Annotated in this window: 24 protein-coding genes; 15 read left to right on the top strand and 9 right to left on the bottom strand. The window is 63.5% G+C overall.

Annotated features, from left to right (window positions below):
- Positions 1–11: 11 nt before the first annotated feature.
- The 8 genes from JQ600_RS19455 to JQ600_RS19420 all read left to right on the top strand — a co-directional run bounded on the left by JQ600_RS19455 (position 12) and on the right by JQ600_RS19420 (position 9,849).
- Positions 12–752, top strand: coding sequence for an ABC transporter ATP-binding protein (locus JQ600_RS19455; protein ID WP_212268774.1), 741 nt, complete (start codon positions 12–14; stop codon positions 750–752).
- A gap of 37 nt (positions 753–789) precedes the next feature.
- Positions 790–2,619: a tannase/feruloyl esterase family alpha/beta hydrolase gene (locus JQ600_RS19450; protein ID WP_212386468.1), complete on the top strand. Its 1,830-nt coding sequence runs from the start codon at positions 790–792 to the stop codon at positions 2,617–2,619.
- Between the two features lie 66 nt (positions 2,620–2,685).
- On the top strand, positions 2,686–3,627 hold the full coding sequence (locus JQ600_RS19445; protein ID WP_212386469.1) for an ABC transporter permease: 942 nt from the start codon (positions 2,686–2,688) through the stop codon (positions 3,625–3,627).
- A complete protein-coding gene (locus tag JQ600_RS19440) occupies positions 3,624–5,435 on the top strand; it encodes a dipeptide/oligopeptide/nickel ABC transporter permease/ATP-binding protein (RefSeq protein WP_212386470.1) in 1,812 nt (603 codons plus the stop codon). Before JQ600_RS19445 ends, JQ600_RS19440 begins: the two co-directional genes overlap by 4 nt.
- A complete protein-coding gene (locus JQ600_RS19435) occupies positions 5,432–6,286 on the top strand; it encodes an ATP-binding cassette domain-containing protein (protein WP_212386471.1) in 855 nt (284 codons plus the stop codon). Before JQ600_RS19440 ends, JQ600_RS19435 begins: the two co-directional genes overlap by 4 nt.
- Entirely contained in the window at positions 6,283–7,824 is a 1,542-nt protein-coding gene (locus JQ600_RS19430; RefSeq protein WP_212386472.1) for an ABC transporter substrate-binding protein, read from the top strand. The genes JQ600_RS19435 and JQ600_RS19430 overlap by 4 nt, the downstream gene beginning before the upstream one ends.
- A gap of 22 nt (positions 7,825–7,846) precedes the next feature.
- Entirely contained in the window at positions 7,847–8,758 is a 912-nt protein-coding gene (locus tag JQ600_RS19425; RefSeq protein ID WP_212386473.1) for an alpha/beta hydrolase, read from the top strand.
- A gap of 167 nt (positions 8,759–8,925) precedes the next feature.
- Positions 8,926–9,849, top strand: a complete 924-nt coding sequence (locus JQ600_RS19420; RefSeq protein ID WP_212386474.1) for a DMT family transporter — start codon at positions 8,926–8,928, stop codon at positions 9,847–9,849.
- 3 nt (positions 9,850–9,852) lie between these two features.
- On the opposite strand, the gene JQ600_RS19415 is transcribed toward JQ600_RS19420, so the two are convergent.
- Genes JQ600_RS19415 through JQ600_RS19405 form a run of 3 tightly spaced genes read right to left on the bottom strand, consistent with a single transcriptional unit; the run spans position 9,853 to position 13,074 of the window.
- Complete coding sequence (locus tag JQ600_RS19415) at positions 9,853–11,412, bottom strand: MDR family MFS transporter (protein WP_212386475.1); 1,560 nt, start codon at positions 11,410–11,412, stop codon at positions 9,853–9,855.
- Between the two features lie 2 nt (positions 11,413–11,414).
- Positions 11,415–12,602 carry an HlyD family secretion protein gene (locus tag JQ600_RS19410; protein ID WP_212268780.1) on the bottom strand — a complete coding sequence of 396 codons (1,188 nt, stop codon included), beginning with the start codon at positions 12,600–12,602 and terminating at the stop codon, positions 11,415–11,417.
- The gene (locus JQ600_RS19405; RefSeq protein ID WP_212268781.1) at positions 12,595–13,074 is read right to left on the bottom strand and encodes a MarR family winged helix-turn-helix transcriptional regulator; all 480 of its coding nucleotides are present in this window, start codon (positions 13,072–13,074) and stop codon (positions 12,595–12,597) included. Before JQ600_RS19405 ends, JQ600_RS19410 begins: the two co-directional genes overlap by 8 nt.
- Positions 13,075–13,227: 153 nt before the next feature.
- Between JQ600_RS19405 and JQ600_RS19400 the strand changes: the two genes are divergently transcribed.
- Complete coding sequence (locus JQ600_RS19400) at positions 13,228–13,713, top strand: Fur family transcriptional regulator (RefSeq protein ID WP_212268782.1); 486 nt, start codon at positions 13,228–13,230, stop codon at positions 13,711–13,713.
- A gap of 32 nt (positions 13,714–13,745) precedes the next feature.
- The gene (locus JQ600_RS19395) at positions 13,746–14,687 is read left to right on the top strand and encodes a DMT family transporter (RefSeq protein ID WP_212386476.1); all 942 of its coding nucleotides are present in this window, start codon (positions 13,746–13,748) and stop codon (positions 14,685–14,687) included.
- 214 nt (positions 14,688–14,901) lie between these two features.
- Here JQ600_RS19395 and JQ600_RS19390 read toward each other — a convergent pair whose 3' ends face one another.
- On the bottom strand, positions 14,902–15,768 hold the full coding sequence (locus JQ600_RS19390) for a sulfurtransferase (protein WP_212386477.1): 867 nt from the start codon (positions 15,766–15,768) through the stop codon (positions 14,902–14,904).
- A gap of 326 nt (positions 15,769–16,094) precedes the next feature.
- Here JQ600_RS19390 and ispG point away from each other — a divergent pair, with 326 nt between their 5' ends.
- The 3 genes from ispG (at position 16,095) to JQ600_RS19375 (ending at position 19,926) form a co-directional block, all read left to right on the top strand.
- The gene (gene ispG, locus JQ600_RS19385) at positions 16,095–17,378 is read left to right on the top strand and encodes a flavodoxin-dependent (E)-4-hydroxy-3-methylbut-2-enyl-diphosphate synthase (RefSeq protein ID WP_212268785.1); all 1,284 of its coding nucleotides are present in this window, start codon (positions 16,095–16,097) and stop codon (positions 17,376–17,378) included.
- 199 nt (positions 17,379–17,577) lie between these two features.
- The gene (locus tag JQ600_RS19380) at positions 17,578–18,459 is read left to right on the top strand and encodes a TauD/TfdA family dioxygenase (protein WP_212386478.1); all 882 of its coding nucleotides are present in this window, start codon (positions 17,578–17,580) and stop codon (positions 18,457–18,459) included.
- A 126-nt stretch (positions 18,460–18,585) separates the two neighbouring features.
- Positions 18,586–19,926, top strand: coding sequence for a Rieske 2Fe-2S domain-containing protein (locus tag JQ600_RS19375; RefSeq protein ID WP_212490036.1), 1,341 nt, complete (start codon positions 18,586–18,588; stop codon positions 19,924–19,926).
- Positions 19,927–20,111: 185 nt separating this feature from the next.
- Here JQ600_RS19375 and JQ600_RS19370 read toward each other — a convergent pair whose 3' ends face one another.
- The 3 genes from JQ600_RS19370 to JQ600_RS19360 form a co-directional block, all read right to left on the bottom strand.
- Positions 20,112–21,719 (bottom strand): Na+/H+ antiporter, encoded by a 1,608-nt coding sequence (locus JQ600_RS19370; RefSeq protein WP_212386480.1) that lies wholly within the window; start codon positions 21,717–21,719, stop codon positions 20,112–20,114.
- A 69-nt stretch (positions 21,720–21,788) separates the two neighbouring features.
- Positions 21,789–22,163 carry a nuclear transport factor 2 family protein gene (locus JQ600_RS19365; RefSeq protein ID WP_212386481.1) on the bottom strand — a complete coding sequence of 125 codons (375 nt, stop codon included), beginning with the start codon at positions 22,161–22,163 and terminating at the stop codon, positions 21,789–21,791.
- Positions 22,164–22,196: 33 nt separating this feature from the next.
- Positions 22,197–22,571: a nuclear transport factor 2 family protein gene (locus tag JQ600_RS19360; RefSeq protein WP_211998201.1), complete on the bottom strand. Its 375-nt coding sequence runs from the start codon at positions 22,569–22,571 to the stop codon at positions 22,197–22,199.
- A gap of 101 nt (positions 22,572–22,672) precedes the next feature.
- Between JQ600_RS19360 and JQ600_RS19355 the strand changes: the two genes are divergently transcribed.
- Both JQ600_RS19355 and JQ600_RS19350 read left to right on the top strand, forming a co-directional pair.
- Entirely contained in the window at positions 22,673–23,101 is a 429-nt protein-coding gene (locus tag JQ600_RS19355) for a GFA family protein (RefSeq protein ID WP_212386482.1), read from the top strand.
- A gap of 219 nt (positions 23,102–23,320) precedes the next feature.
- Positions 23,321–25,120, top strand: a complete 1,800-nt coding sequence (locus JQ600_RS19350) for a caspase family protein (protein WP_212386483.1) — start codon at positions 23,321–23,323, stop codon at positions 25,118–25,120.
- Positions 25,121–25,124: 4 nt separating this feature from the next.
- Here JQ600_RS19350 and JQ600_RS19345 read toward each other — a convergent pair whose 3' ends face one another.
- Positions 25,125–25,814 carry a DUF1345 domain-containing protein gene (locus JQ600_RS19345; protein WP_212386484.1) on the bottom strand — a complete coding sequence of 230 codons (690 nt, stop codon included), beginning with the start codon at positions 25,812–25,814 and terminating at the stop codon, positions 25,125–25,127.
- Position 25,815: 1 nt separating this feature from the next.
- On the bottom strand, positions 25,816–26,736 hold the full coding sequence (locus JQ600_RS19340) for a polyprenyl synthetase family protein (protein ID WP_212269858.1): 921 nt from the start codon (positions 26,734–26,736) through the stop codon (positions 25,816–25,818).
- Positions 26,737–26,914 lie beyond the last annotated feature (178 nt).

Here is a 26,914-nt window from a genome sequence, read left to right as displayed (position 1 = left end):
AGGGAACACAGATGAGCGAACCCATCCTCGACGTTAAAGGCCTGGTCGGCGGCTACGGCAAGATGACCATCCTCAACGGCACAAGTTTTTCGGTGCCGGCAGGCACCATCACCACGGTGATCGGGCCGAACGGCGCCGGAAAATCCACCGTGTTCAAGGCGATCTTCGGCCTGCTGAAACTGCGCGAAGGCAAGATCGTGTTCAAGGGCCGCGACGTCACCGGCCTCAGCCAGCGCGAACTGCTGACATCAGGCATCTGCTACGTGCCGCAGGGCCGCAATATCTTCCCGGAATTGTCGGTGCGCCACAATATCGAGCTCGGCGCGGTGGTCGCGGGGCGCGATATTCCGGACTTGCCGGCACGCATTGAAGCGGCGCTCGATCAATTCCCCGTGCTGCGCCGGAAGGCGACGCAACAGGCGTCGACGCTGTCGGGCGGCGAACAGAAGCAACTCGAAATCGCGCGCGGGCTGTTGCTCAATCCGCAACTGATGCTGGTCGACGAGCCGTCGATCGGGCTCTCGCCGCTGTTGATCCGGCAGACTTTCGGCATTTTGCAGGAATTGCGCGATCGCGGCGTTTCCATCCTGCTGATCGAACAGAACGCGCGCTCGGCGCTCGAGATCTCCGATTACGGCATCGTGCTCGAGCTCGGCCAGACCCGTCTGGTGGACAGGGCCGACAAGGTGCTCAGCAATCCCCGCGTCGGCCAGCTCTTTCTCGGCGGCGCGATCGATCAGCCATCCGCATAAAGCGATAACGACACAAAAATCACGGGGAGCGAAAACGATGTCGATCACACCGGGCAAGCGCATTTGGGCGGTCCTGCTGCTGGCCGCCTGCAGCCAGATAACGCCGGCCTTGGCGCAGCAACTTCCATGCGACGATGGCATCAAGACGGCCTTCAAGCCCGACGCCGACACCACGGTCGTGGCGGTTCGCCAGGTGAAGAAGGGCGAGGAACTAAAGGCGCCCGATGCGCCGCAGCCGGTGACGGCGGCGGCGGACCTCTGCCTGGTGAAACTGCTGGTGGGCCCCGGCGCCACCGCGGAAAAGGACAAGACCGCGCGCTCGTACTCCGAGGGCATCGGCATCGAGGTCTGGCTACCGGCGCCTGCCAACTGGAACGAGCGCATCCGCAATTATGGCGGCGGGGGATGGGTCGGCGGCGGACATCGCTATGCCGATCAGATCGGCAGCAAGGTTCCGGCCATCGTCAACGCCAATATCGGCTATGCGTCGGGCACCACCGATGCCGGGCAGCCCTGGTACCAGGACGGCTCGTTCACATTCCTCTCCGACGGCAAGCTCAATACCGAGTCGCTGCGCGACTTCTCGGTGCGCGCGATGGTGGAGCAGGCCAACAAGACCAAGGCGCTGGCCAGCCTCTATTATGGCAAGGCGCCCAAATACACTTACTACGACGGCCATTCCCAGGGCGGCCGGCAGGGCATGAAGGTCTTCCAGGAGTACCCTGAACTCTACGATGGCTATTTGATCGCCCAGCCCGCGCCGAATATCGCAAAGTTCGGAACGTCCGGGTTGTATCCGCAGATCGTGATGAAGACCGAACTGGGCTTCACGGCCGTGAACAAGGACGCGGCGAAGGCATTCGCCGCCAAGGTCGCCGCCGCCAACCAGCGCGCCGTCGCCGCCTGCGACACCGCCGGGCTCGGCTTCCTGCTCGATCCCTTTGCCTGCAACTACAACCCCGCACGCGACGCCGCGGCGCTGTGTGCCGGTGCGACCGGCGAGGGCGTGACCGGCAGCAATCCGGATGCCGCGACCTGCATGAGCGCAAAGGAGGCGATGGCGCTGAACCGGATCTGGTACGGCGCCACGCCGGATGGCAGTTTTGACGCCGCCCAGACATCAGACAGCCGGAGCGGCAAGTCGCTCGGCCCCAAGCAGGTCTGGTGGGCGTTCACCCGCGGGACCGGCATCGGCGGTCAGATCACCAGCGCCGGCGCTGACAGCGTGGCCCAGGCGATGCAGGATGTCAGCTATGCCGCCGACGCCAGCGCGACCTCGGCGGTACCGATCACCAACGCTTCGACAGCCGTGCGCAACAAATGGCTCGAACTCGATTATGCCGGATTGGCCGATGCCGTCGGCAAGAACGTCGCGCTGCAGCCGACGCTGTTCAGCAACCTCATCACCGATAAGGCTGACCTGGCAAAACTGCGCGACCTCGGCCGCAAGGTGGTGATCTGGACCGGCCTCGTCGACGATGCGATCCCGCCCGCCGGCAACGTCAACTACCATGAGCGCGTGCTGGCCGCGATGGGCGGGCACGCCGAGGTGGCGAAGTTCATGCGGATGTATCTGGTGCCGGGCGCCGCGCACTCCTCGCAGGGCCGGGCCTACACGGTCGGCGGCAAGAACGACACCGTGCCAATGCCGAAACTGCCCGGCAATGCCAACCAGACGCCGACGCGCGAGCAGGACCAGTTCTTCACCGCGCTGGTCGATTGGGTCGAGAAGGGCGAAGCGCCCGGCGACATCCTGCTGACCTCGCGCGACAAGAGCATCAGCTATCCGATCTGCGTCTATCCGCTGAAAACGACCTGGAACGGCAGCGGGCCGGTAACGCAGGCCACGAGTTTCGGCTGCCGCTAGTCTAGCGCAGGATTGATATTGCTAAGGCAGGCGGCTGACGACAGATCGGCCTTGTTGGGAGGGGAAATGCTGGCGACAATTCGAACCCGGCTCCTGTTGTCGGTGCCGCTGCTGCTGATCGTCACGCTGGTGTCGTTTGTCCTGAACAGCCTGTCGCCCAGCGACCTCGCGCGGACGATATTGGGAGCCGACGGTACGCAGGAGCAGTACCTCGCACTTCGCCACGATTTGGGGCTCGATCGGTCGATCTTGATTCAATATGCATCGTGGCTCGGCAACGCCTTGAGCGGCGATCTCGGCGCGTCATACCTTACCAAGGAACGCGTCTTGTCGATGCTCAACCCACGCCTTGGGGTTACGCTGTCGATCATGACCGGCGTCATGCTGGTCTGTGTGTCGCTTGGGCTCCTGTTCGGCGTATTGAGTGCGCTTCGTGGTGGCTGGATCGGCAAGGCGATTGACGTCTTGTCGCTCGTCGGATTGATGATGCCGTCGTTCCTGGCCGCGCTGCTCTTCATCATGGTGTTCGCGGTCTGGCTGCGTTGGCTCCCCGCGACCGGCTACGTGATGTTTTCGCAGGATCCCGCCGGCTGGCTGGCCAGCCTGGTCTTGCCAATCCTTTCAGTCTCATTCCTGCCGATCGCCAACATCGCCAAGCAGACCCGCGACGGCATGAATGACGTGCTGCGCCGTGATTTTATCCGAGCCTTGCGGGCAAGCGGCGTGCCCGAGGGCTCGATCATCTGGAAACACGCTCTGCGCAATGCAGCGTTACCGGTCATCACTGTCCTCGGACTCGTCATGATCGGCGCCATTTCGGGAACGGTATTCGTCGAGCGCGTGTTCGTACTTCCGGGCCTCGGCAGTCTGGCCGTCGACGCCGCGCAGCAGAACGACATAGCGGTCCTGCAAGGCGCCACGCTCTATTTCGGTTTGCTCGCGGTCGCGATCAACCTGCTAGTCGACCTCAGTTACGGCTGGCTCAATCCGCGGGTACGGCTGTCATGACGCAAGGCCAGTCTCCGATCGCTGGCGCGCTAGCGCTCGAAACCCTGCGGGTGCCAAAAGCATTGCCCAGGCCGGCCCGTTTCCTCGCGAGGCTGCTCGGTCGTCCACTTGCGCTCCTTGCGCTGATCTGGATCGCAATTGTCGTGGTCGGCGGTCTGTTCGCCGGCCAGATCTCGAGCTATGACCCGCTCGATCAGGATCTGCTCGCCATCAAACAGCTGCCGAGCGCGGAGCATCTGCTGGGGACCGACGCGCTCGGACGTGATGTTCTGAGCCGCCTGCTGCACGGTACGACCCCCAGCCTTGTCGGCGTCGTTCAGGCGCTGGCGGTCGTCAGCCTGATCGGCGTGCTGCTCGGCCTCAGCGCCGGTTATTTCGGCGGTTGGTGGGATCGCCTCGTCGTACAATATGTCAGCCTCCTGCAGGCCATTCCCGTCATTGTGGTGCTGTTGTCCGTATTGAGCATCTTCGGCCAGTCGATGTCCGCAGCCATGGTCACGCTCGGTATTCTTGGCTCGGCCGGTGTGTCGCGCGTCGTGCGCAGCGTGGTGCTCGGCGTCCGCGAGGAACTCTACATCGCCGCCGCTCGAATCTCTGGCCTTGGCGATGCGCGTATCATCCTGACGCACATACTGCCCCGCATTTTTGGCCCGGTGGTCGTTCAACTCGCCCTCTTCGCGTGCATCACGGTTGTTATCCAGACCGGCATAAACTTCCTGGGCCTCGGTGTTCCACCACCTGCGCCGAGTTGGGGCGGCATGGTGTTTGAGGCCTCCGCATCGATCAACGACTTTCCCTGGCTGCTGCTTCCGACCGGTAGCGTGCTGGCGCTGACAATTCTCAGTTTCGGGCTGCTTGGCGACAGCCTCCGCGACACGGCGGTCGAGACCTGGGCCGCAGCCGCGCATCGGCACACGCTACAGGTGCGAGTACCCGAGCCGATTACCGATGCGCCGGCCCACACGATCCTCGCGCTGCGCGATCTGACCATTGTGAGCGGTCAAGGTGAAAGTGCACGCACGCTGGTCGACCACGTCAATCTCGATCTTGCCAACGCAGAAACGCTCGGGATTGTCGGCGAAAGCGGCAGCGGCAAGACGCTGACCGTGATGTCGATGCTTGGCCTGCTGCCGGCAGGAACGCGCATGACGTCCGGTCGCATGAGCCTGGATGGCACGACCATCGATCTCGGCAACCAACGCCAGCTCGAGGCGCTGCGCGGCGGCACAATAGGCATGATCTTCCAGGAGCCTATGGCCGCGCTCGATCCGTGTTTCACGGTAGGTCATCACCTCGCCGAGGTAATCCGGGTGCACAAGGGCGGGTCCAGGGCGGATATCGAAAAGCAGATCATCGCATTGTTGCATCAAGTCAAAATTACCAACCCTGAAGAAGTCGCCCGTCGCTACCCGCACCAGATATCGGGCGGCATGGCCCAGCGGGTTGGTATCGCGCGGGCTCTGGCGGCAGAGCCCAGGATCCTGCTTGCGGACGAGCCAACGACGGCGCTCGACGTCACGGTGCAGGCCGAGATCCTCGAACTGCTCCGCGCCCTCAGCGCTTCGCGCAACATGGCGGTGATAATTGTGACCCATGATTGGGGTGTTGTGGCGGATCTCTGCGACCGGGCGATGGTGCTCTATCAGGGCCGCGCGCTCGAGACCGCAAGCGTCGTCGATCTGTTCGAGAGGCCAAGCCATCCCTATACCGCGGCTTTGCTGAAAGCCAATCCGCATGGGGCAAAGCCGGGCGAACCGCTGCCGACGATCGAAGAGACGCTGCGATCGATTCAGGAAGGTGTGGGATGAGCGGACCGCTTCTCAGCATTTCGGACCTGCACGTTCATTTCGCGCAGCGCAGCGCGCGGGTTTTTCGTGCCCTCAATGGTGTGTCCTTCGACGTGATGGCCGGCGAAACGGTCGGGCTCGTCGGCGAGTCCGGCTCCGGCAAAACGACGATCGGCCGCGTCATCCTCGGCCTGGCTCCGGCCACGTCGGGGCGTGTCATGTTCGACGGCGAGGACATCACGCATGCGTCGCGGCGCCGGCGCCGAGATCTGGCGCGCGAGATCCAGGTGGTGTTCCAGGACCCATACGGCTCGCTCAATCCGACGCGCACGATCGGCGACACGCTGGCAGAACCCCTGCTGATGGACCGTGCACTGTCGCGCACTGAGCGTGACGCCCGCATCAGCGACGTTCTGAACCGCGTCGGGATGCCGACCGACGCCGCCACGCGTTATCCCGCGCAGTTTTCCGGCGGCCAGCGACAGCGCATCGCGATTGCGCGCGCGGTCATTGCCCGTCCGCGCCTTGTCGTCTGCGACGAGCCGGTCAGCGCGCTCGATCTCTCGGTCCAGGCGCAGGTCCTGAACCTTCTCAGCGAATTGCAGAAGAGCATGGGTCTGTCGCTCTTGTTCATCTCCCACGACTTGACAGTCGTGCGGCACGTGTCTCACCGCACCGTCGTGCTTTACAAGGGTGAGATCGTAGAGCACGGGGATTCTCAGGCCGTCCACGAGGCACCTCAGCATTCGTATACACGGGCACTGCTGTCGGCCGCGCCCGTTCCGAATCCGAAGGAACAACGCCAGCGTCGCGAGGCGTGGCGCCGTCAAAAAGAAATGATTGCATCCGAGGCTGGAGGAAACCACTTATGAAAAATCTATTGGCCGCCCGGCGGCTTTTTCTTGCCGCCATACTCGCAACCACATCGCTCGCCGCGGCGGGCAGTGCCTTCGCACAGCAGAAAGTATTGACGGTTGGCAGTGCCTTTGTGCCGGTCAGCCTCGATCCCGCGCTGAGCGGTAACGGCCGCGCCGGCATGGCGATCGGACCGGCCTATGAGCCGCTGGTGCGCGTCGCCGCGGACGGCTCGTTCCGCCCGGCGCTGGCCACCAAATGGGAAATGTCCCCCGACAGCAAGTCGGTGACATTCACGCTGCGCGAGGGCGCTAAATTCAGCGATGGCGAGCCGGTCACGGCGGAAGCTGCAAAGAAATCGATCGAATATTTCCGAGGCAAGGGTGGCGGCTTCGCGACCAATCTGAAGACCCTGACGTCGATCGACGTGCTGGGGCCGTACCAGTTCCGTATCAACATGTCGGAACCGCAACCCGCCCTCGTCAACCTGTTCGAAGCCTATTGGAATGGCGGCATGCTGATCAGCCCCAAAGGCGTCGACAATCCGGACAGTCTCGCCAAGGAAACATTCGGCGCCGGTCCCTACAAGATCGATCCAGCGGCGACCATTCTCGGCAAGAGCTATACCTACGTTCCAAACCCGCATTACTACGACAAGAGCAGGGTGAAGTGGGACAAGGTCGTTATCTCGGTCTTTCAGGATCAGAACGCCGGCATCCAGGCCATGAAGGCGGGCCAGTTGATGCTCCTCAGCTCCGATCCGCTCACCGCCAACTCGAATGCGGCGAACCTTCCGCCCACCATACGTATCGTGTCGGAGCCGGTCGGTTGGACCGGACTTATCCTGAGTGATCGCAATGGCGAGGGTCCGCAACCCTATCTCAAGGACGTGCGCGTCCGCCAGGCGATCAACCATGCGCTCGACCGCAAGCTGATGTCGCAGGCGCTTTTCGGAAAATTTGCCGAGCCGACGGCGCAACTGCAGGCGCGCGGCTTTGTCGGCTACGACGCCAAGCTCGAGGAGCGTTACCCCTATGACCCCGCCAAGGCGAAGGAATTACTCGCGGCTGCGGGCTATCCGAACGGATTCGAACTGACGGTCGCCTACGTCAACAACTCCATGAGCCAGTTCCTGCAACAGGCCGTCGGCGCCCAGCTTCGCAAGGTCGGCATTACCGTCAAGGGCATCGAAGCCCAGCACTTTGGTGTTATGCGGAGCATGGCAGACAACAAGGCGTTCTCGGCCGCGGTCCTCAACTCGAACTCGGGTATTCCGAACCTCGCCAAGTTTCAGGTGCTCGATGCCAAAGGTGGCTTCAACTACTACTCCAACACGGACGACACGTTGACCAGGCTGATGGAAGAAGCCTCGAACCTGCCGGTAGACCAGGCCGGGGACGCCTGGACGAAGGTCTATGGCCACGTCGTGGAGGTCGCGTGGCTCGCGCCCGTTGCGGCGATACATGTCGCCTACTTTGCCTCGAACGCCATCAAGACGCCGCCGATCGGCCAATCGGTCGTGATCGATCTGACGAACGTCGAACCTGCAAACTGACGCTCTTGCCCGCGGAGATACCATGACTACAGAGAACCGACAGCCACTCGATCCCGCCATCGCCGAGATAGAGCGCAAGTGGAAGGAAAGCGGCATCCCCGATCTGTATGCCGGACGCAATGGCCCGGTCAGCCGCGAACGGGCGCGCAATATTCGCGCGTTTCTCTATCCCAAGCCCAATCTGCCGACGGGCAAGCTTGAAAGAACCAGCATTGCGGGTCCGAACGGGCCCATCACCATCGAGATCGTGCAGCCGGTCGAAGGCGCGCCGATTGGCACGCTCGTCTATTTCCACGGCGGCGGCTACATCGTCGGCGATATCGACAGCCACCAGGCCCATGCGATCCGGTTTGCCAATCGCGCGCGCGTCGTCGTCGTCAACGTTGATTATCGGCTGGCGCCCGAGCACCCCTTCCCCCAGGGCGTCGAAGATGCCATCGCAGGTGCCAAATGGGCGCACGCCAACCTTGACCGGCTCGGCGGAGCGGGCAAGCCGCTGGCGGTCGGCGGCGACAGCGCCGGCGGCAATTTCGCGGCCGTGACCGCCGTCAAGTGCCGCGATGCCGGTATCAAACTCGCTGCCCAGGTACTGCTCTACGGCGCGTTCGACGTGCGCAAGGACCGCAATCCGGACATCCGTGAGCCGTACTTCGGCAGCGGCGACGTTGAAGCGAAACTCAACGATGTGCGCGCATCGCCGATTCTCGCGGATCTCAAAGGCCTCGCGCCTGCGATCATCGGTGTCGGCCCGTACGACTTTCTCTATGAGCACAGCGTGAACTATCACGCCGCCTTGAAGGCCGCGGGCGTGCCGGTGATTTATCGCGAGTTTCCGACATTGAACCACGGCTTTTTCAGTTACACCTCGATCTCACCCGCTAGCGCCGCCGCTGCCGATCTCATCTGCGACGATCTCAGGGGGCTGCTCGCATAGAGCGGGTACGGCACCGCCCCCGACGAGATCCTGCTGACGGAACGGCAGCGGGCCGGTAACGCAGGCCACGAGTTTCGGCTGCCGCTAGAGCTGCTCGGATCGATGTGCTAGCTGACAGGGGCGGCGGGGCAGGACCGCGCCGACGGGAATGTCAGAAGCGATCGACCATGAGCGAACCACAAGCGGCAACAGGCGCGCGGACGCACGAAGTGCTGGGCCTGCTCGGCTTCCTCCTGGTCGCCACCGCCCAGGTCTCCAACATGATCCTGGCGCGCGGCGTGGCCGGCAGCGTTCCGCCGTTCTCGATCGCGTTCTTCCGCTGGAGCATCGTGGCGCTCGGCCTGCTGCCGGTCGTCGTGATGGCGCTGCGCGAGAAGCCCGCATCGTTGCGCGGGCAGTGGCCGGGCATCGCGCTGGCCGGCTTTCTCGGCATGTTCATCTGCGGCGGCCCGGTCTATGTCGCCGGGATCACCACGTCGGCGATCAACCTCGCGCTGATCATGGCGCTGTCGCCGATCGTCGTGCTGCTGTTCTCCTTTGCCACGGGGCGGGAATCCATTGCCCGCAGGCAAATCATCGGCATGGCGGTCGCGCTGGCCGGCGCGCTCCTGATCATCACCAAAGGACAGGCCTCGGTCGGGACGGGCCTCTCCACCGGCGATCTCCTGGCGCTGCTCGCGATGCTGGGCTGGGCTGGATACACGCTGATGCAAAACCGCGTTGGCCAGGGCGTCAGCTTTTTGGCGCGGATCGGCCTGTTCGCGGCGGCCGGCGCGCTGTTCTCGCTGCCGTTTGCGATCCATGAAATCTGGCAGACGCCATCAGCCGCCTTCACCGGCCGCGCCGCGCTCGTCTATCTCTTTGCGGGTCTCGTCCCCGGGCTGTTTGCCTACGGGGCCTATGCCTGGCTCGGGGGGCGCTTCGGCGCGGTATCGACTTCGCTCAGCCTCTATCTCGGCCCGATCGTCAGCGCGGTGCTGTCGATCCGCTTTCTCGGCGAGGCGCCGACAATCATCCATCTGATCGGCGGCGCGCTCTCGCTTGGCGGCATGTATTTGTGCCTGCGGTCAAAGCCGGGCGAGGCGCGATAGTCTCTACTCGATGACAGCATGATCCGGCGCCACCGACTGCGCACGCAGCGTCGCCTTGGTCGAACCGATCATGATGGCCAGCGGGATCGAGACCAGAACGAACAACATCACCAGCTGGTAGTCCTGCGAGAAGGCGATGATCTGCGACTGCGCCTTGACCATGGCGTCCGCCATGGCGCGGCCGGTATCGGTGCCAAGATCGATCATGCCGCGCACATTGGGCATCTGCAGGGCGTGGTTGAACGGGTTGATATTTTCCGACAGCCCCGCATAGACCCGCCGCGATCCCTCGGTCAGCTGCGAGATCACGATCGAAATGCCGACCGAGCTCGCGACATTGCGCATCAATGTCAGCATCGAGGTGCCGTCGGTGCGCAGGTGATTGGGCAGCGTGAGGAACGCCACGGTGGACAGCGGCACGAACACCAGGCCGAACCCGAATCCCTGCAGCACGCTGATCACGACGATCTCGGTGACGCCGGTCTGGTCGGTCCAGCCGGTCATGTAGAACAGCGAAATAGCCGTGATGCTGAGGCCTGTGATGATCAGATTGCGCGCCTCGACAAAGCGCATCATGCGGCCGACCAGCATCATCGCGACGAAAGTGCCGCAGCCGCGGGTCGCCAGCAGCACGCCGGCGGTGATGATGGGATAGCCGATCACGTTCTGCAGGAACGGCGACGACAGCGCCATGGTCGAAAACAGCACCAGGCCCATGACCGCCATGAACACGCAGCCGCCGACGAAATTCTTGTCCTTGAACAGCGCGAACTGGATGAACGGCTTCGAGGTGGTGAACGAATGCGCCAGGAAATAATAGAACCCGATGCCGGCGATGATGAACTCGGCGATGATCTCGTTGGATTCCAGCCAGCCGAGCTGCTCGCCGCGGTCGAGCGCCAGCTGCAGCGATCCGATCGAGACCGCCAGCGCCGTGAAGCCGAACCAGTCGAAGCGCAGCTCCTGGTCCTTTCCGGTCTCGTCCATGAAGATCATGAGGCCGAGCACGGTGAAGATGCCGAACGGCAAATTGACGAAGAACACCCAATGCCAGGAATAGGTTTCGGTCAGCCACGCGCCTAATGAGGGTCCCATGATCGGACCCATCATCACGCCCATGCCCCAGATTGCCATCGCCTTGGCGCGCTCATGCAGCGCGTAGGAATCCAGCATCACCGCCTGCGACAGCGGCACCAGGGCCGCGCCGAACACGCCCTGCAGCAAACGAAACAGCACCATCTGGTTGATGTCTTGCGCGAGGCCGCACAGCACGGAAGCAATCGTGAAGCCGCCCGAGCAGATGATGAAGATGCGCTTGCGGCCGAAGCGGTTGGCGATCCACCCCACCGGCGCGGTCATGATCGCGGCGGCGACGATATAGGAGGTCAGCACCCAGTTGATCTGGTCCTGCGAGGCCGACAGCGAACCCTGCATGTAAGGCAGCGCGACATTGGCGATGGTGGTGTCGAGCGCCTGCATGATCGTCGCCGTCATGGCGCAGATCGTCACCATGTTCCGGCGCAGGCCGGGAACCGCAGTTGGTGTCGGGCCCTGCGCCGGCATGGTCAGTCGGTTTCGTGGTTAGCCGCCGCCGGCGTCAAGCCGAGCAGGTGCGCGAGCGAGCGGCGATGGTTGGTGTCGATGCTGGCATAGACGCTCATGCCGGCTTTCAGCTTGCGGACGAACTTGTCGTTCTTGTCGAAATAGATCCGCACCGGAACGCGCTGCACCACCTTGACGAAATTGCCGGTCGCGTTCTGCGGCGGCAGGATCGCGAATTGCGCGCCGGTGCCGGGCGAGAGCGAGCCGACCGTGCCCTTGAACACGTGGTTGGGGAAGGCGTCGACGTCGAGCGTGACGCTCTGGCCGACCGCCACATAGGTGAAGTCGGACTCCTTCGGATTGGCGTCGACCCAGGGGTTGGCGACGTCGATGATGGAAAACACCGGGCTGCCCGCCATCACGAAGCGGCCGAGCTGGATCTGCTCGACCTGCGTCGCGACGCCGTTCATCGGCGCGCGCACGGTGGTCAAATCAAGGTTGCGCTGGGCGTCGTCTAGCGCCGCCTTGGCCTGCATGTAGGCCGGAAACGCTTCGAGCGGCAGCTCGGGATCGCCGAGCAGCTGGTTGAGGGCGTTGGATCGTTGTTGTGTGACCAGCTGGCGCTGCGCCTGTGCGGTGACCAGGGTCGTGGCGCTGTTGTCGAGATCGAGCTGCGAGCCGGCCTGGCTCTTGACCAGCGAATTCTTGCGTTCGACGTCCTTTTGCTTGAGCGCGATGCCGGCGTTGACCAGTTCGATGGTCTGCCCGTACAGCTTCACATTGGCGACAAGGGTGTCGTGGCTGACTTTGGCGTCGTCAAGTTTGGAGCGCGCCTGCGCTACCGCCAGGCGGAACGGCACCGGATCGATCTGGAACAGGGTGTCGCCGGTCGAGACCTGCTGGCCTTCCTTCACGGTCACGTTGATGATCTTGCCTGATACGTCTGACGTGATCAGCACCTTCTGCGCACCGACATAGGCATCATCGGTGGTCACGTAGCGGCCGCCATTGAGATAAAAGGTAATCCCGGCCACCGCGGCGACCAGCGGCAGCACCACCAGCAGCAGGAAACGGCGATAGCGGCGCATGCCGGCCATCAGCCGGCGGCGCGGCTCCGCGGCCAGTTTCGGGCGCGGCGTCGGCGAATCCGGACTGGCCTTCTGTTCGGCAGCCTTCTGCTCGGGGGGGAATTTGAGCACGGGATCAGCCATAGCGCTGTTCCTTCCTGGGCGGTTCACTGGGCGGATTCTGGACCGCGTTGCGAACGTTTTCCTTGATCAGATCGAGTTGCGACAGCAGGCGGTGGGCGTCGGCGGGATTGATGCCTTCGAGCGCGGTCGCGGTGAGTTCGGAGCGCAACCCGGCTAGCTTGCCGAGCAGCGGCCGCGCGGCCTTCTTCAGGTAAAGCCGGTTGACGCGGCGGTCGGTCTCGTCGCCGCGGCGCTCGATCCAGCCATTGTCGCAGAGCTTGTCGATCAATCGCGTCAGCGTGATCGGCTGCATTTCCATCAGTTCGGCGAGTTCCGTCTGCTTCAGGCCTTCGGATCGTTCGACCTTGGCCAAAACCGCCCATTGCGCGCGGGTGATGCCATAGCGCGCCGCCTGCTTGTCGGCATAGGCGCGCATCATCCGCTGCACTTCGCCGAGCGTAAACAGGAAGTTCATATCCACGGAACCGCGCATCGCCAGCCTCCATAAGCTTCGGATATTATAAGCTTGCTTATGAATTCTGCATGCCGGGTTAAGTGTTACCAGCTCCGCCCTCAGAACATGGCTGGTGTCTGCGGAACCACCGGGCTTTGGGATTGGGCGCCAAAATGCTACAAACCTGACGCAATGACCCTGGCAAAACCTACCTTTCCCGCACCCGACCACGATCACGGCCGCTGCGCCGCGGACGCGATCGCGCATGCCGAGCAGGTTTGCGCCAAGCGGGCGCAGAAATTCACTCCGATCCGGCGTCAGGTGCTGCTGGCGCTGCTGTCCAGCCACCGTCCGCTCGGGGCCTATGAGGTGATCGACGAACTCGCCAAGACGATGCCGCGGCCGGCGCCGATCACGGTCTACCGCGCGCTGGATTTCCTGATGGAAAACGGCCTCGTCCACCGCATCGAAAGCCGCAACGCCTTTCTCGCCTGCGCGCACGACCATGACGCGACCGCGATGGTGGCGTTCCTGATCTGCGACCATTGCGGCTCGGTCGGCGAAATTCCCGCGGCCCCGGTCGCGCAAAGCCTCAATGCGGCGGCGCGCGCGTCCGGCTTTGCGCCAAAGCTTTCCGTCGTCGAGATTGCCGGCACCTGCGCGCATTGTCAGAAATAAGAACGCGGCGCCAAGCCGGGCTACGAGGATAAATGTCGTCCAATCCTGTGATCTCTGCCGCCGGGCGTGCCCTCACCCCGGGCGCTATCGCCTTGATGCTGATGCTGTGCCTGAGCTGGGGTTTTAATCAGATCGCGGTGAAGCTGGTATTGCCGGACGTGCCGCCGATGCTGCAGGCCCTGGTCCGCTCGCTTGGCGCGCTGCCGGTGTTGCTGATCATCGGCTGGTTTCGCGGCGTCAGATTCTTCGAGCGCGACGGCACGCTGTGGCCCGGCATGATCGCGGGCGTCATCTTCGGCATTGAATTCGTGCTGATCTATCGCGGCCTGCTGCTGACGTCGGCGTCGCGGGCCGCGGTGTTCCTGTACACGGCGCCGTTCTTCGTAGCCCTCGGCTCCTATGTCTTTCTCGGCGAACGGCTGCGCGCCTCGCAATGGGGCGGGCTCGCTTTGAGTTTTGCCGGTGTCGCGCTGGCGATCGGCGTCCCCCAGGCCAATGTCGATGCCAAGGTGTTGATGGGCGATCTGCTGATCGTCGTGGGCGGCGCGCTGTGGGCGACCACGACGCTAATCGTCAAGGCCACCGCGCTGATCAAGGCGCCGGCGGAAAAGGGGCTCGGCTATCAGGTGGCGATCTCGATCCCGATCCTGGCGCTTGCGGCGTGGATTTCCGGCGAAACCATCACCCATATTCCCGGGCCGCTGTCGCTGGCGCTGCTGGCCTATCAGGCGTTCTGGGTGGTCGGCCTGACGTTCTTGCTGTGGTTTGCGCTGGTGAAAACCTATTCGGCCAGCAAATTGTCGGCCTTCACCTTCATCACGCCGCTGTTCGGCGTGGTGGCCGCGTATTTCATCCTGCACGACACGCTGACGATCGCGTTTGGCGTCGCAGCGCTGCTGGTCATCGCTGGGCTCTATCTCGTCAACCGGCCCGTGGCGGCAAGGGCGGAAGTAACACCCGATCCGAACGTGTGAGGGGGAGTTCGAGTGTATCCACGACGGCGCTGCGCTCCCTCTCCCGCTTGCGGGGGAGGGCGGGGTGGGGGTGTTGCCGCGAGTCGGACCGATCGTGTGGAGAGAGCCCCCACCCGGCGCTTACGCGCCGACCTAAGAGCGAGCTTCGCTCGTCTCGTCCCCCGCAAGCGGGAGAGGTGAAGCGAGTCTTCGGCCCGTCCGACAATCACCACATCTAATCCGTCTCGATCGGCAGCGCCTCGTCCTTGGCCCATTCGCCCATCGAGGCGTCGTAGAGGGTCAGGTTGTCGTAGCCAAGCCGGTGCAGCAGGAACAGGTCGATGGTCGCCGAGATGCCGCCGCCGCAATAGGCGATCACCTGCTTGTCCTTGCGCAGGCCTTGCGTCGCGAATTTCGCTTCGGCGTCCGCAAGCAGCACGAAAACGCGCGTCGAGGGATCGAGCAGGGTTGCCGCCGATACGTTGCAGCTGCCGGGAATCCGTCCGGGCCGGCCATAACGGCTTGGCTCCAGTCCCCGGTGGAATTGTGGGCCCAGCGCGTTGACGACCACGGCGCTGTGATCTCGGACAGCAGCGAGCACCTCGTCCTTGCCGACGAAATGACCGGGCCTCGGCTTCGCCTTGAAGGTGGCCTTCTTATATCCCTTGGGCGCGCCCGTCTCGATCTCCCGCTCCTCGGCCTTCCATTTGTCGAAGCAGCCATCGAGAACAGCGACATTGTCAAAGCCGAGCGATCTCAGCATCCACCAGAACCGCGTCGCCCACATCGGCGTGCCGATCGAATAGAGCACGACGCGGCTATCGGCACTGACGCCGTGCCGCCCGAACGCCGCCTCGAGCTGCGTGATATCAGGCATCATGAAGCGAAGCTCGATACCCTGTTGGGAGAATTCGCCCTGCAGGTCGAGAAAATCCGCGCCGGGAATGTGGCCAGCCGCGAAGGTCTGGTCGCCGGGCACCGCGATATAGGGCGCGTTGCTGCCTTCGGGCGCCGGTTCGAGATAGGTCGTGCAATCGAACAGCCGCAGGTTGGGCCGGTCGAGGATGCCGGCAAGTTCCGTCGTACTGATCAGCTCCGACATGCCTAAACCTCCCGTTATTTGAATGATGGTAGAGCAGGATCCGGAAAAGTGGGAACCGGTTCTCCGAAAAGATCACGCTTGAACAAAAAGAGGGTCTCCGACGTCACATGAAAAGCCGCCCTGCCCGGCCCATCTTGCCCTTTCAATCCGGCGATTCCTGTCCAATATAGCTGACAGGGAGGCCGAGTGTTGATCGCCTGCCTCCAACCGCAATGGCCGGATTAAGCCATTGAAAATACAGAGATAAAATTCAAATCTGGGTCCGGCCGGCTGGCCCATCCCCGTCCCCTTGGTGAATGTCACCAAAACCTGATATTCGAGACGCCATGAACAAGCCCGAAAAACCGCCGCAAGACGACGTCGCCGGCCCCAGCGCCCGGCATAAAACCACCCAGGTCATGGTCGGCAATGTCGCCGTCGGCGGCGGCGCGCCGATCGTCGTGCAGTCGATGACCAACACCGACACCGCCGATATCGACGGCACCATCGCCCAGGTCGCAGCCTTGTCGCGCGCCGGCTCCGAGATGGTCCGCATCACGGTGGACCGTGACGAGGCCGCCGCTGCCGTTCCGCACATTCGCGACGGTTTGCGCAAGCGCGGCATCACCACGCCCCTGATCGGCGATTTCCATTACATCGGCCACAAGCTGCTGGCGGATTATCCGGCCTGCGCCGAAGCGCTCGACAAATACCGCATCAATCCCGGCAATGTCGGCTTCAAGAACAAGCGCGACACCCAGTTCGCCGACATCATCGAGATCGCCAACAAGAACAACAAGGCGGTCCGCATCGGCGCCAATTGGGGTTCGCTCGATCAGGAACTGCTCACCAAGCTGATGGACGAGAACACCGCCTTGCCGAACCCGCGCGATGCGCGCGCGGTGATGCGCGAAGCCATGGTGCAGTCGGCGCTGCTGTCGGCGGCCCGCGCCCAGGAACTGGGCATGCCCAAGAACAAGATGATCCTGTCGGCGAAGGTTTCCGCCGTGCAGGATCTGATCGCGGTATACGAGGTACTCGCGGAGCGTTCGGATTACGCGATCCATCTCGGCCTCACCGAGGCCGGCATGGGATCAAAGGGCATCGTGGCGTCATCCGCGGCGCTCGGCATCCTGCTGCAGGAAGGGATCGGCGACACCATCCGCATTTCGCTGACGCCCGAACCCGGCGGCGATCGCACGCTGGAAGTCCAGGTCGCCCAGGAACTGCTGCAGACCATGGGTTTTCGAACCTTCGTGCCGCTGGTCGCGGCATGCCCCGGCTGCGGCCGCACCACCTCCACCACGTTCCAGGAACTGGCGCGCTCGATCCAGGATTTCATCAGGGAAGAGATGCCGGGCTGGAAAACGCAATATCCCGGCGTCGAAGCGTTGAACGTCGCGGTCATGGGCTGCATCGTCAACGGCCCCGGCGAATCCAAGCACGCCAATATCGGCATCTCCTTGCCCGGCACCGGCGAAGCCCCGGCCGCCCCGGTGTTCGTCGACGGCAAGAAGTTCCGCACGTTGCGCGGCCCTTCCATCGCCGCCGACTTCAAGGCGCTGGTGATCGATTACATCGATCAGCGTTATGGGGCGAATGCCAAGGCGCCGGTGACGGCGGCGGAGTAGCCATCGGTGTCGTCCCGGCGAACGCCGGGACCCATACGCCGCGGCCTTAATTTTGCGGAAAATATCTAACGCCAGCACCCTCACCGATAGGTCGCGGCGTATGGGTCCCGGCTCAAGGCCGGGACGACACCTATTGCATTGCGCTCGGCATCGCCTGCGCTACGATGCTTCCAATCAATAATGATTGGGAGAAACGCCCATGTCTTCACTCTCCAGCAAGCAGGGACCCCGCTACCGGCATATCGCCGGCGAGAGCGAACCCTACGAGACTATCGGCGTCGAAAAACTGACCCCGATCATCGGCGCGGAGATTTCGGGCGTCGATCTCGCTGACTCGCTGTCGAACCGCACGATGGACGAAATCCACCGCGCGCTCGCCGAAAACCTCGTGATCTTCTTTCGCGACCAGCACATCACGCCGCAGCAGCATCTGGCGTTCGGCCGGCAGTTCGGCGAGCTGCATATTCATCCGGCGGCACCACATGAGGGCGATGATCCCGCGTTGATGAAGATCTACGCCGACAAGGATTCACCGCGCGCCAATGGCGAGGGCTGGCACACCGATGTGTCCTGCGACGTCGAGCCGCCGATGGGCTCGATCCTCTACATCAGGCAGTGCCCGCCGCGCGGCGGCGACACGCTGTTCGCCAACATGTATGCGGCCTATGAATCGCTGTCGGACCGCATGAAGGCCTATCTCGACGCGCTAACCGCGCTGCATGACGGCGAACAGACCTATCGCGGGCTCTACGCCAATTACGGCGTCAAAGACCGCCCGGAATATCCGCGCGCCGAGCATCCTGTCGTGCGCACGCACCCGGTGACCGGCAAGAAGGCGCTCTACGTCAACCGCGGTTTTACGCGTTTCCTGATCGGCGTTCCCCGCGACGAGAGCGACGCGATGCTCGCCTATCTCTATCAGCACGCGGAAAATCCGCTGTTCCAGTGCCGCTTCCGCTGGACCGAAAACGCCATCGCCTTCTGGGACAACCGCTGCGCCCAGCACCGCGCGATGTGGGATTACTGGCCGCATACAAGGTCGGGCACGCGCGTGACCGTGAAAGGCGAGCGGCCGGTGTGATGAGCGCCGTAGGATGGGTAGAGCGCAGCGAAACCCATCATCTCACGGCGCGGATACAAGTGATGGGTATCGCTTCGCTCCACCCATCCTACGAACTGAAACGAAATAAAATCCGGAGGTCACGCCATGCTCCGCGCCGAAGACAACGCCTTCCTGACCGAGAGCGGGGCGGGAACGGGAATGGGCGAATTGCTGCGCCGATTCTGGATGCCGGTGCTGCTGTCGGCGGAATTGCCTGAGGCCGACGGCACGCCGAAGAAGATTATCGTCATGGGCGAAGAACTGCTGGCGTTCCGTGACAGCCGCGGCGTGGTTGGCGTGATCGATCAATATTGCCCGCACCGCGGCGCCAATCTCTGGCTCGGCCGCAACGAGGAGTGCGGCATCCGCTGCGTCTATCACGGCTGGAAGTTCGACATGTCAGGCAACTGCGTCGACATGCCGACCTCCTATCCCGATCTCAACGCCAAGGACCTGATCAAGATCAAATCCTATCCGGTGCGTGAATGGGGCGACATGATCTGGGCCTATATGGGCCCGGCCGATCAGGTGCCGGAATTGCCGGCGCTGGAGATGGCGCTGCTGCCGGCCTCGCACCGCTACGTCACCAAGAAATGGCAGGACTGCAACTGGGTGCAGGCGCTCGAAGGATCGATCGACACCGCGCACTTCACCTTCGCGCATCTGAGCTTCGAGAAGGAAGAGAACGAGATCCTCGACATCAAGAAGCATTTTGTGAATCCGCTCACGCGGGTTGCGACCGACCATATGCGCTGGATCGCCGAGGACCCGCGCCCGGTGATCAAGATCAGCCCGCACGCGGCCGGCCTCACCGTCGCCGGCGGGCGGCTCACCGGGTCCGACAACATCTACTGGCGCATTGCCCAGTTTCTGATGCCGGTGCATGCCTATGCGCCGAGCTCGATGCCGGGCGAGAACATTTTTGGCCAAAGCTTCGTTCCGGTGACCGATACCAGTTGCTGGATCTACACCTATGCGTGGAATCCGGAGCGGCCGCTGACGCAGGCCGAGCGCGACGGCTACGACCGCGGCAACGGCGTGATGTCGGAAGTCGACGAGAATTACGTTCCGCTGCGCAACAAGGCCAACGACTATCTGATCGATCGCAAGCTGCAGAAGACGAAAAGCTACACCGGCATCAAGGGCGTCTCCGAACAGGACGCCGCGGTGCAGGACAGCCAGGGCCCGATTGCCGACCGGACGCGAGAACATCTCGGCCCGACTGATTTGGGCATCATGCATTTCCGCAAACTGGTGATGGAGGCCGCCCGCGCGCTGCAGCAGGGCGAGGCACCGCCGCATGTCGCGCGTCAGGACCGCTACACCGTACGCTCCGGCGCCTGCGTCACCAGCAAGACGAAAGACCTCACCGCCGTGATGATCGAGCGCTTCGGCGATGCGGCGGGGTTCGTCGGCGGTCCCGGGCGGAATGTTGCGGCGGAGTAGGGGCGGGCTGCTTCTCTCGTGTCGTCCCGGCGAACGCCGGGACCCATACGCCGCGGCGGGCGTTGTTGAAAAAGAAAGACAACGATCAGCGTGTTAAAACAATGATCGCTGGTGGTTATGGGTCCCCCGATGCGCAATTGCGCATCTGAGCTCAAGGCCGGGACGACGTGTGGATGGATACGGGCCTACAACGGAATCCTCCGATACTCCCGATTGCTCAAACTCGCTTCCTCCAGATCGAGGTCGCGCTCGATCCGGCGCCGGGTCTCGTCGGTGATCTTGCCGTCGCGCAGCAAGGCGTGAATGAATTTACGCTCCGTCGAGATCAGCTCGCGGGTCAGTTCGGTGCCGGCCGCCGAGGCGTCCTGCACGTCGGGATCGAACGCATCTGGCAGCTGGTTGGTGCGGGATTCGTGCCGTGCGCGGAGCAGCTTGACGACTTCGTCGGTCAATTCGCGGTCGTTGGTGATGGCATCGAGCGATTTGAGCGCGGCATCGAGCGCCTCGCGCCGCGCTGCGATCTCGGCTTCGTGCTCGGCGATGTGTTCGTCGCGGCCGGCCTGCGTCAGGCCGAGCCACCGCACCACCAGCGGCAGGCCTGACCCCAGTCCGACCAGGGTGATGAAAATGACGCCGAAGGAAACGAACAGGATCAGGTCGCGATGCGGGAACGCGTCGCCATTCGGCAGTGCAAGCGGCAGCGCCAGCGCCGCGGCAAGCGACACCGCGCCGCGCACACCGGTGAAGGCGATCACGAATGTGTTTCGCCATGGAGGACTGGGATCGCGCGCCCGCAGGCGCGGGTTCAGCAGGCGCGGCAGATAGATGGCAGGAAAGACCCAGGCGAACCGCGCGACGATCACGATGACCGTGACCAGCGCGGTGGCGAACAGGATCTCGTCCAGCGGGAACGCCTTCGATTTCTCGAACAGCGAGCGCATCTGGAAGCCGGTCAGCAAGAACAGAAAACCCTCGACCAGATAGATCACGAGATCCCAGAAGAAGATGCCCTGCAGGCGCGTCGCCGATGAGATCAAAAGCGGCCCGTTCCAGCTCATATAGAGCCCGCAGGCGACGGTGGCGATCACGCCGGAACCACCGAAATGGTGGGGAATCCAGAAAGCGAGGTAGGGCGTGAGCAGCGACAGCGTGATCTCGACCTGCGGATCGCGGGCGCGGTGGCGCATGCGCAGGCTGAGCCAGCCTACCGCGAGACCGAACAGCAACTCGCCGACGACGATGACGGCGAACGTGCCGGTGGCCTTCGGCAGCGAGAACATGCCGGTCAGGATCGCCGCGACCGTGAAACGATACAGAATCAGCGCGGTCGCATCGTTGACCAGGCCCTCGCCCTCGAGCACGACCAGGATCCGGCGCGGCATGCCGAGCTTGCGGGCAATCGCCAGCGGCGCCACCACGTCGGGCGGTGCGACGATGGCGCCCAGCAGGAAGCCGACGGTCCATGGCAGCCCGATCAGGTAATGCGTGGCGGCGGCGACCGCGAAGGCGGTGAAAATCACGCAGCCGACGGCCAGCAGCGTGATCGGGCGGAGGTTGAACTTGAATTCGCGCCAGCTCATGGCGACGCTGGCCGAATAGATCAGCGGCGGCAGCACCACCAGCAGCACCAGTTCCGGCGGCAGTTCGATCGACGGCATGCCCGGCACGAAGGCGAGCACGATGCCGACGAGCATCATCAGGATCGCCGACGCGACATTGATTCGCCGTGCCAGCAGGGCGGTGCCTGCCAGCACGGCGAGCAGGATCAAAAAGATCTGAAATTTGGCGTCCATGATCTCCCCAATTCGCAGGGAAACCCCTCGGACGTCAATCCGGTCGGATGGACCCGCGGACGGGCGAGGCTACCCGCGCAGATCGTAGCGGTAGGACTTCGAAACGATCTTCCAGCCATCCGAGAGCTTCATCGCCACCAGATAGTCGGTGAAATAGAGCGGCGGCAATTGGCAGCGCACCTTGATGAAGGCGGTGGATTGGTCCGAACGGTCGATCGTGACGACGAAATCCTCACGCGGCTTGCCTTCGGCCTTCGCCGACGGCCGCTTGCGGAAGTAATCCAGCCAGTCGGGCATGGCGAGGACCTTCAGCCTCCCTTTCTCCAGCGAGCGCAGGTCGGCGGAAGGGTGGAAGATTGCGCCGAGCTTGTCGACGTCGCCTTCGTAGACGGCGTCGAAATAATGCTGGATCACGGCTTCGACGGTCGAACGGTCGTAGCTCACGGATCGGTCCTCATATGCAGGCCTAAGCAGGGGTCACTCGCGCAGATCGTAGCGGTAGGATTTTGAGACGATCTTCCAGCCGTCCGAGAGCTTCATCGCCACCAGATAGTCAGTGAAGTAACGCGGCGGCAATTGGCAGCGCACCTTGATGAAGGCGGTGGATTCGTCCGAGCGGTCGATGGTGACGATGAAATCCTCGCGCGGCTTGCCTTCGGCCTTGGCTGACGGGCGCTTGCGCACGCGATCCAGCCAGTCCGGCACGGTCAGCACCTGCAATTCGCCCTTCTCCACCCAGCGCAAATCGGCGGTGGGATCGAAGATCGCGCCGAGCTTGTCGGCATTGCCTTCATACAGGCCATCAAAATAATTCTGGACGACAGCTTCGACGCTCGATCGGTCTTCGCTCACAATAGTCCTCCCCAGGATGCAGGATTGTTCGAGTTGAAGTTAGCCACGAACAGATGCATTGCGCTATGGATGAGTTCAAGACCGCAGCAGGGAATTGAATCATGACGGGTTCAGCGAATTCGAATGCTCGCATTCTGGCCGGAGAATGCTTCTGCGGCGCGGTGCGTTACGCGGTGGCCGATTCATTCGAATATGCCCTCAATTGCCATTGTTCGAATTGCCGGCGGACCACCGGTTCGGCGTTCAAGCCGTTTGCCGGCATCGCACGCGACAGGCTCAGTATCACCGCGGGTGACGATATCGTGATGATCCATGGCGACGATGCCGGTCATAACGCGCACTGTCGGCGATGCGGCTCCTTGCTTTATTCGGTGGTGCGCGACGGCGCCTTCGTCCATGTCGCGATGGGGACGCTGGTCGATGCTCCCTCGATCCGCCCGTCCGCCCACATCTTCGTGGGTTCCAAGGCGCCCTGGTTCTCCATCACCGACGATTTGCCGCAGTACCAGGGTCACGTTGTCCCGCACTGAACGCCCGGAATAAGCGTAGCAATTGGCGTCGAGGCCGTCCGGATCAGTCCGGCGTCAAAACATGGCCTGCCACGCTAACCCGTGGCCTGTTTGCCGGATTGGCGGTAAAATGGCCGCGCGATCCGGGTCGATGCGGTTCGTGACCCAACTCACAAAGCCCGGCCCTATGCCCATGATAGGTATACCCGGTGCGAAAAAGTGCGAGGCTCCGGAAGCGTCATGTTCAGATCTGGATCTCTAAAATTGCATCGATGGGTGCTTGCCGCCGCAGCGCTGCTGGCTGTGTGCCAGCCGGCGTTTGCCGAGAAGCGCGTCGCTCTGGTGCTTGGCAATTCCGCCTACAGGAATGTCCCGCAGCTTGCCAATCCGGTTAACGACAGCGCCAAGATCGCCGCGACGCTGAAGGAGGCCGGCTTCGATGTCGTCGATTCCCGCCGCGATCTGCCCGCGGCCGAAACCCGGCGCGCGCTGCGCGACTTCGCCGACCGTGCCCGGGACGCCGACATCGCCGTCGTCTATTACGCCGGCCACGGCATCGAGGTGGACGGCTCGAACTATCTGATTCCGGTGGATGCAAAACTGGAACGCGACACGGACGTTTACGATGAGGCCCTGTCGCTGGATCGCGTGCTGATCGCGATCGAGCCGGCCAAGAAATTGCGGCTCGTCATTCTCGATGCCTGCCGGGACAATCCGTTTGCCAAGACCATGAAGCGGACGGTTGCCTCGCGCGCGATCGGGCAGGGCCTCGCCAAGGTCGAGCCGAGCAGCCCGAACGTGCTGATCGCCTATTCGGCCAAGGCCGGATTCACCGCCGCCGACGGCGACGGCCAGAACAGCCCGTTCACAGCAGCGCTGTCGCGCCACATCGCGACGCCGGGGCTCGACGTGCGCCGCGCTTTCGGATTTGTCCGCGACGAAGTGCTCAAGACCACCGGCAACCGGCAGGAGCCGTTTGTCTATGGTTCGCTGGGCGGCGACGACGTGCCGCTGGTGCCGGCCCCCGCCAAACCGGCGCCCGCCGCAGCGGCGCCTGCGCCCGCGCCCGCGCTCAGCGCGCAGGCCGAAGCCCGCCGCGATTACGAACTGGCGCTTCAGCTCGGCAACAAGAACGCGCTCGATGCCTTCCTCAAGCAATATCCCGACGGCTTCTATGCCAGCCTCGCCAAGCTGCAGCTCGACAAGATCGCCGCCGAGGAAATCCGCATAGCCGCCACCGAGAAGGCGCGGCTGGCCGAGCAGGAGCGGGCACGGCTGGTCGCCGAAGGGGCTCAGAGATCGGAGCAGTCGAAGGCCGAGGCTGATGTCAGGGCCACCGAGCAGGCGCGTATCGCCGCCGAAAAAGCCAAGCAAATTGCGCAGGACCAGGCCGCGGCGGCCGAACAGAAGCGCCTCGCGGTTGACGCGCCGGCGTCCGCCAAGGAAGCTGTCAAGGAAAAGGCCGTCAATCTCGCGGCCCTGCCCCCGGCATCGGCCCCGGCCGACATCACCAAGTCGGTGCAGGCCGAACTGCGCCGAGTCGGCTGCCTGACCGGCGCCGCCGATGGCGACTGGAACGCCGCTTCGCAGCGCTCGCTGACGCTGTTCAACCGCTACGCCGGGACCAGGCTTGATGCCAAAGTGGCCAGCGTCGACACGCTCGATGCGATCAAGCTGAAACCGTCACGCGTCTGTCCGCTGGTCTGCGAACATGGCTTCAGGGCCGATGGCGACCGCTGCAGCAAGATCACTTGCGCCCAGGGTTCGGTGCTGAACGACGACAATGAATGCGAAAAGCGCCGCGGCAACAAGCCGGTGGCCAAGCGCGATACCGATGATCGCCCCGAGCGTCCGGTGCGGGAACGGCCGCGGCCCGAGGTCAGTGCGCCCAGGCCTCAGGCATCCGGCCGGGCATCCGGCCAGGTCGTATGCGATCAGGCCGGTTGTCGCTCCGTGACCGCCGGCTGTCGCCTCGAATACAAGACGTTTGCCCAGGGCGGCCCGTATCCAAGCGGCGGCAATGTCGAGGTATGTCGCTGAGGCTCTAGATCGCACTCGCGGCGATGTTCACCATCAGTGCGACCAGCGCGGTATTGAACACGAACGAGATGATGCCGTGGACGGTCGCGGTGCGGCGGATGATCTTGTCGGTAATCCCGACATCGGAAACCTGCGCGGTCATCCCGATCACGAACGAGAAGTAGACGAAATCCCAGTAATCGGCGTCCTCATGCTGGTCGCCGCTCGGGAACTGCAGGCCGCCCGGTTTGCCGCCGCGGTAATACTCATGCGCGTAATGCAGCGAGAACGCCGTGTGTACCGCCGCCCATGACAGGACGATGGTCACCGTCGCCAGCACCAGCCCCGGCGCGCTGCGGTTGGAGGCGCCGAGTTCGAACACGATGGCGGCGATGCTGGCAAACGCGCCGAGCGCCGTCAGCAGCAGAATCAGGAAACGGCCGTCGTCCTGCAGCGCCGCGTTGCGGCGGATGTGCAAAATGCCGCTGCGAAACACCATGGTGAAAACCAGCACCAGATACAGCGCGACGAAGATGTCCCAGCTGGCCAGCAGCCGCGTTACCAGCCGCAGCGAGCCCGGAAGCAAAAAGAACGCAACGATACCGACTGCGATCGCGATGAAGGTGCGTGGCCGCCCATAGACCACACGGAGCAGAACCGGCTTTTTCCTGAACCGGTCGAGGAGCTCGTCGAGTTCCTTCTTCTGCGATGGCACGTCAGCTCTTGCGATCGGCGACGAAGCGCGACGCGGCCTTCAGTACGTCACCCTTGGCTCCGAAGATCGACAGCGCGGAATCCGCGCGCGCCAGCAAGTCGCGCACGCGCTGCTTGGCGCCGTCGATACCGAGCTGGGTGACGAAGGTGGTCTTGCCGAGCGCCGCATCGGCGCCGGCCGGCTTGCCGAGGGCTGCGGCGTCGCCTTCGACGTCGAGCAGATCGTCGGCGATCTGGAACGCCTCGCCGAGCGCGCGGCCGTAATCGTCGAGCGCCTGATATTCCTGTTGCGTGGACTGGCCGAGGATCGCGCCCGCGATGCAGCCATAGCGCAGCAGCGCGCCGGTCTTCATCTGCTGCAGCCGCGCCACGTCGACCGGTTCGCGGTCGCCGAACCGGCCTTCGCCGGCGAGGTCGAGTATTTGTCCACCGACCATGCCGCCGATCCCCGAGGCGCGGGCGAGCGCACGGGTCAGCAGCAGGCGCACCGTGGGATCCGAATGAATCTCGTCGCGGGTCACTATGTCGAACGCCAGCGTCAGCAGGCCGTCACCAGCGAGGATCGCGGTGGCGTCGTCGGTCTTCTTGTGCAGCGTGGGACGGCCGCGGCGCAGGTCGCTGTTGTCCATCGCCGGCAGATCGTCATGGATCAGCGAATAGCAGTGGATGCATTCGAGCGCGGCGCCCGCGAGCAGCGCCGCGTCGCGCGGAACGCCGAACACGGCCGAGCTCTCGACCACCAGAAACGGCCGCAGGCGCTTGCCGCCGCCGAGGCTTGAATAGCGCATCGCGTCCATCAGCCGCTTCGGCCGCGCGATCTCGTCTGATAACAGCGTATCCGACAGCAGCTTCGCCAGCAGGGCCTCGGTATCTTCGGCGGTCTGATCCAATCGTGTGGAGAAATCGGCAGTGGCGGTCGTCATTTAAGAATGGCTCCAGATCAATTTTGCCGGACAATCGTTGATGGCAGGGCGTCAGTCAATTCCGCTTCCCGGCTTGAGGCGCCTTAAAAGCGCTGGAAAACCCACGAAATATCATGGTGATGTCACCTATTAAGGGGTCTGTTGACCGATCCTTACGCCGGCTGGGCTGAACCGGAAG

Source organism: Bradyrhizobium sp. AUGA SZCCT0176, from assembly GCF_018130145.1.
GTDB lineage: Bacteria > Pseudomonadota > Alphaproteobacteria > Rhizobiales > Xanthobacteraceae > Bradyrhizobium.
The sequence above is the reverse complement of the archived record's forward strand: the minus strand, read 5'-3'. Positions and strand labels throughout refer to the sequence as shown.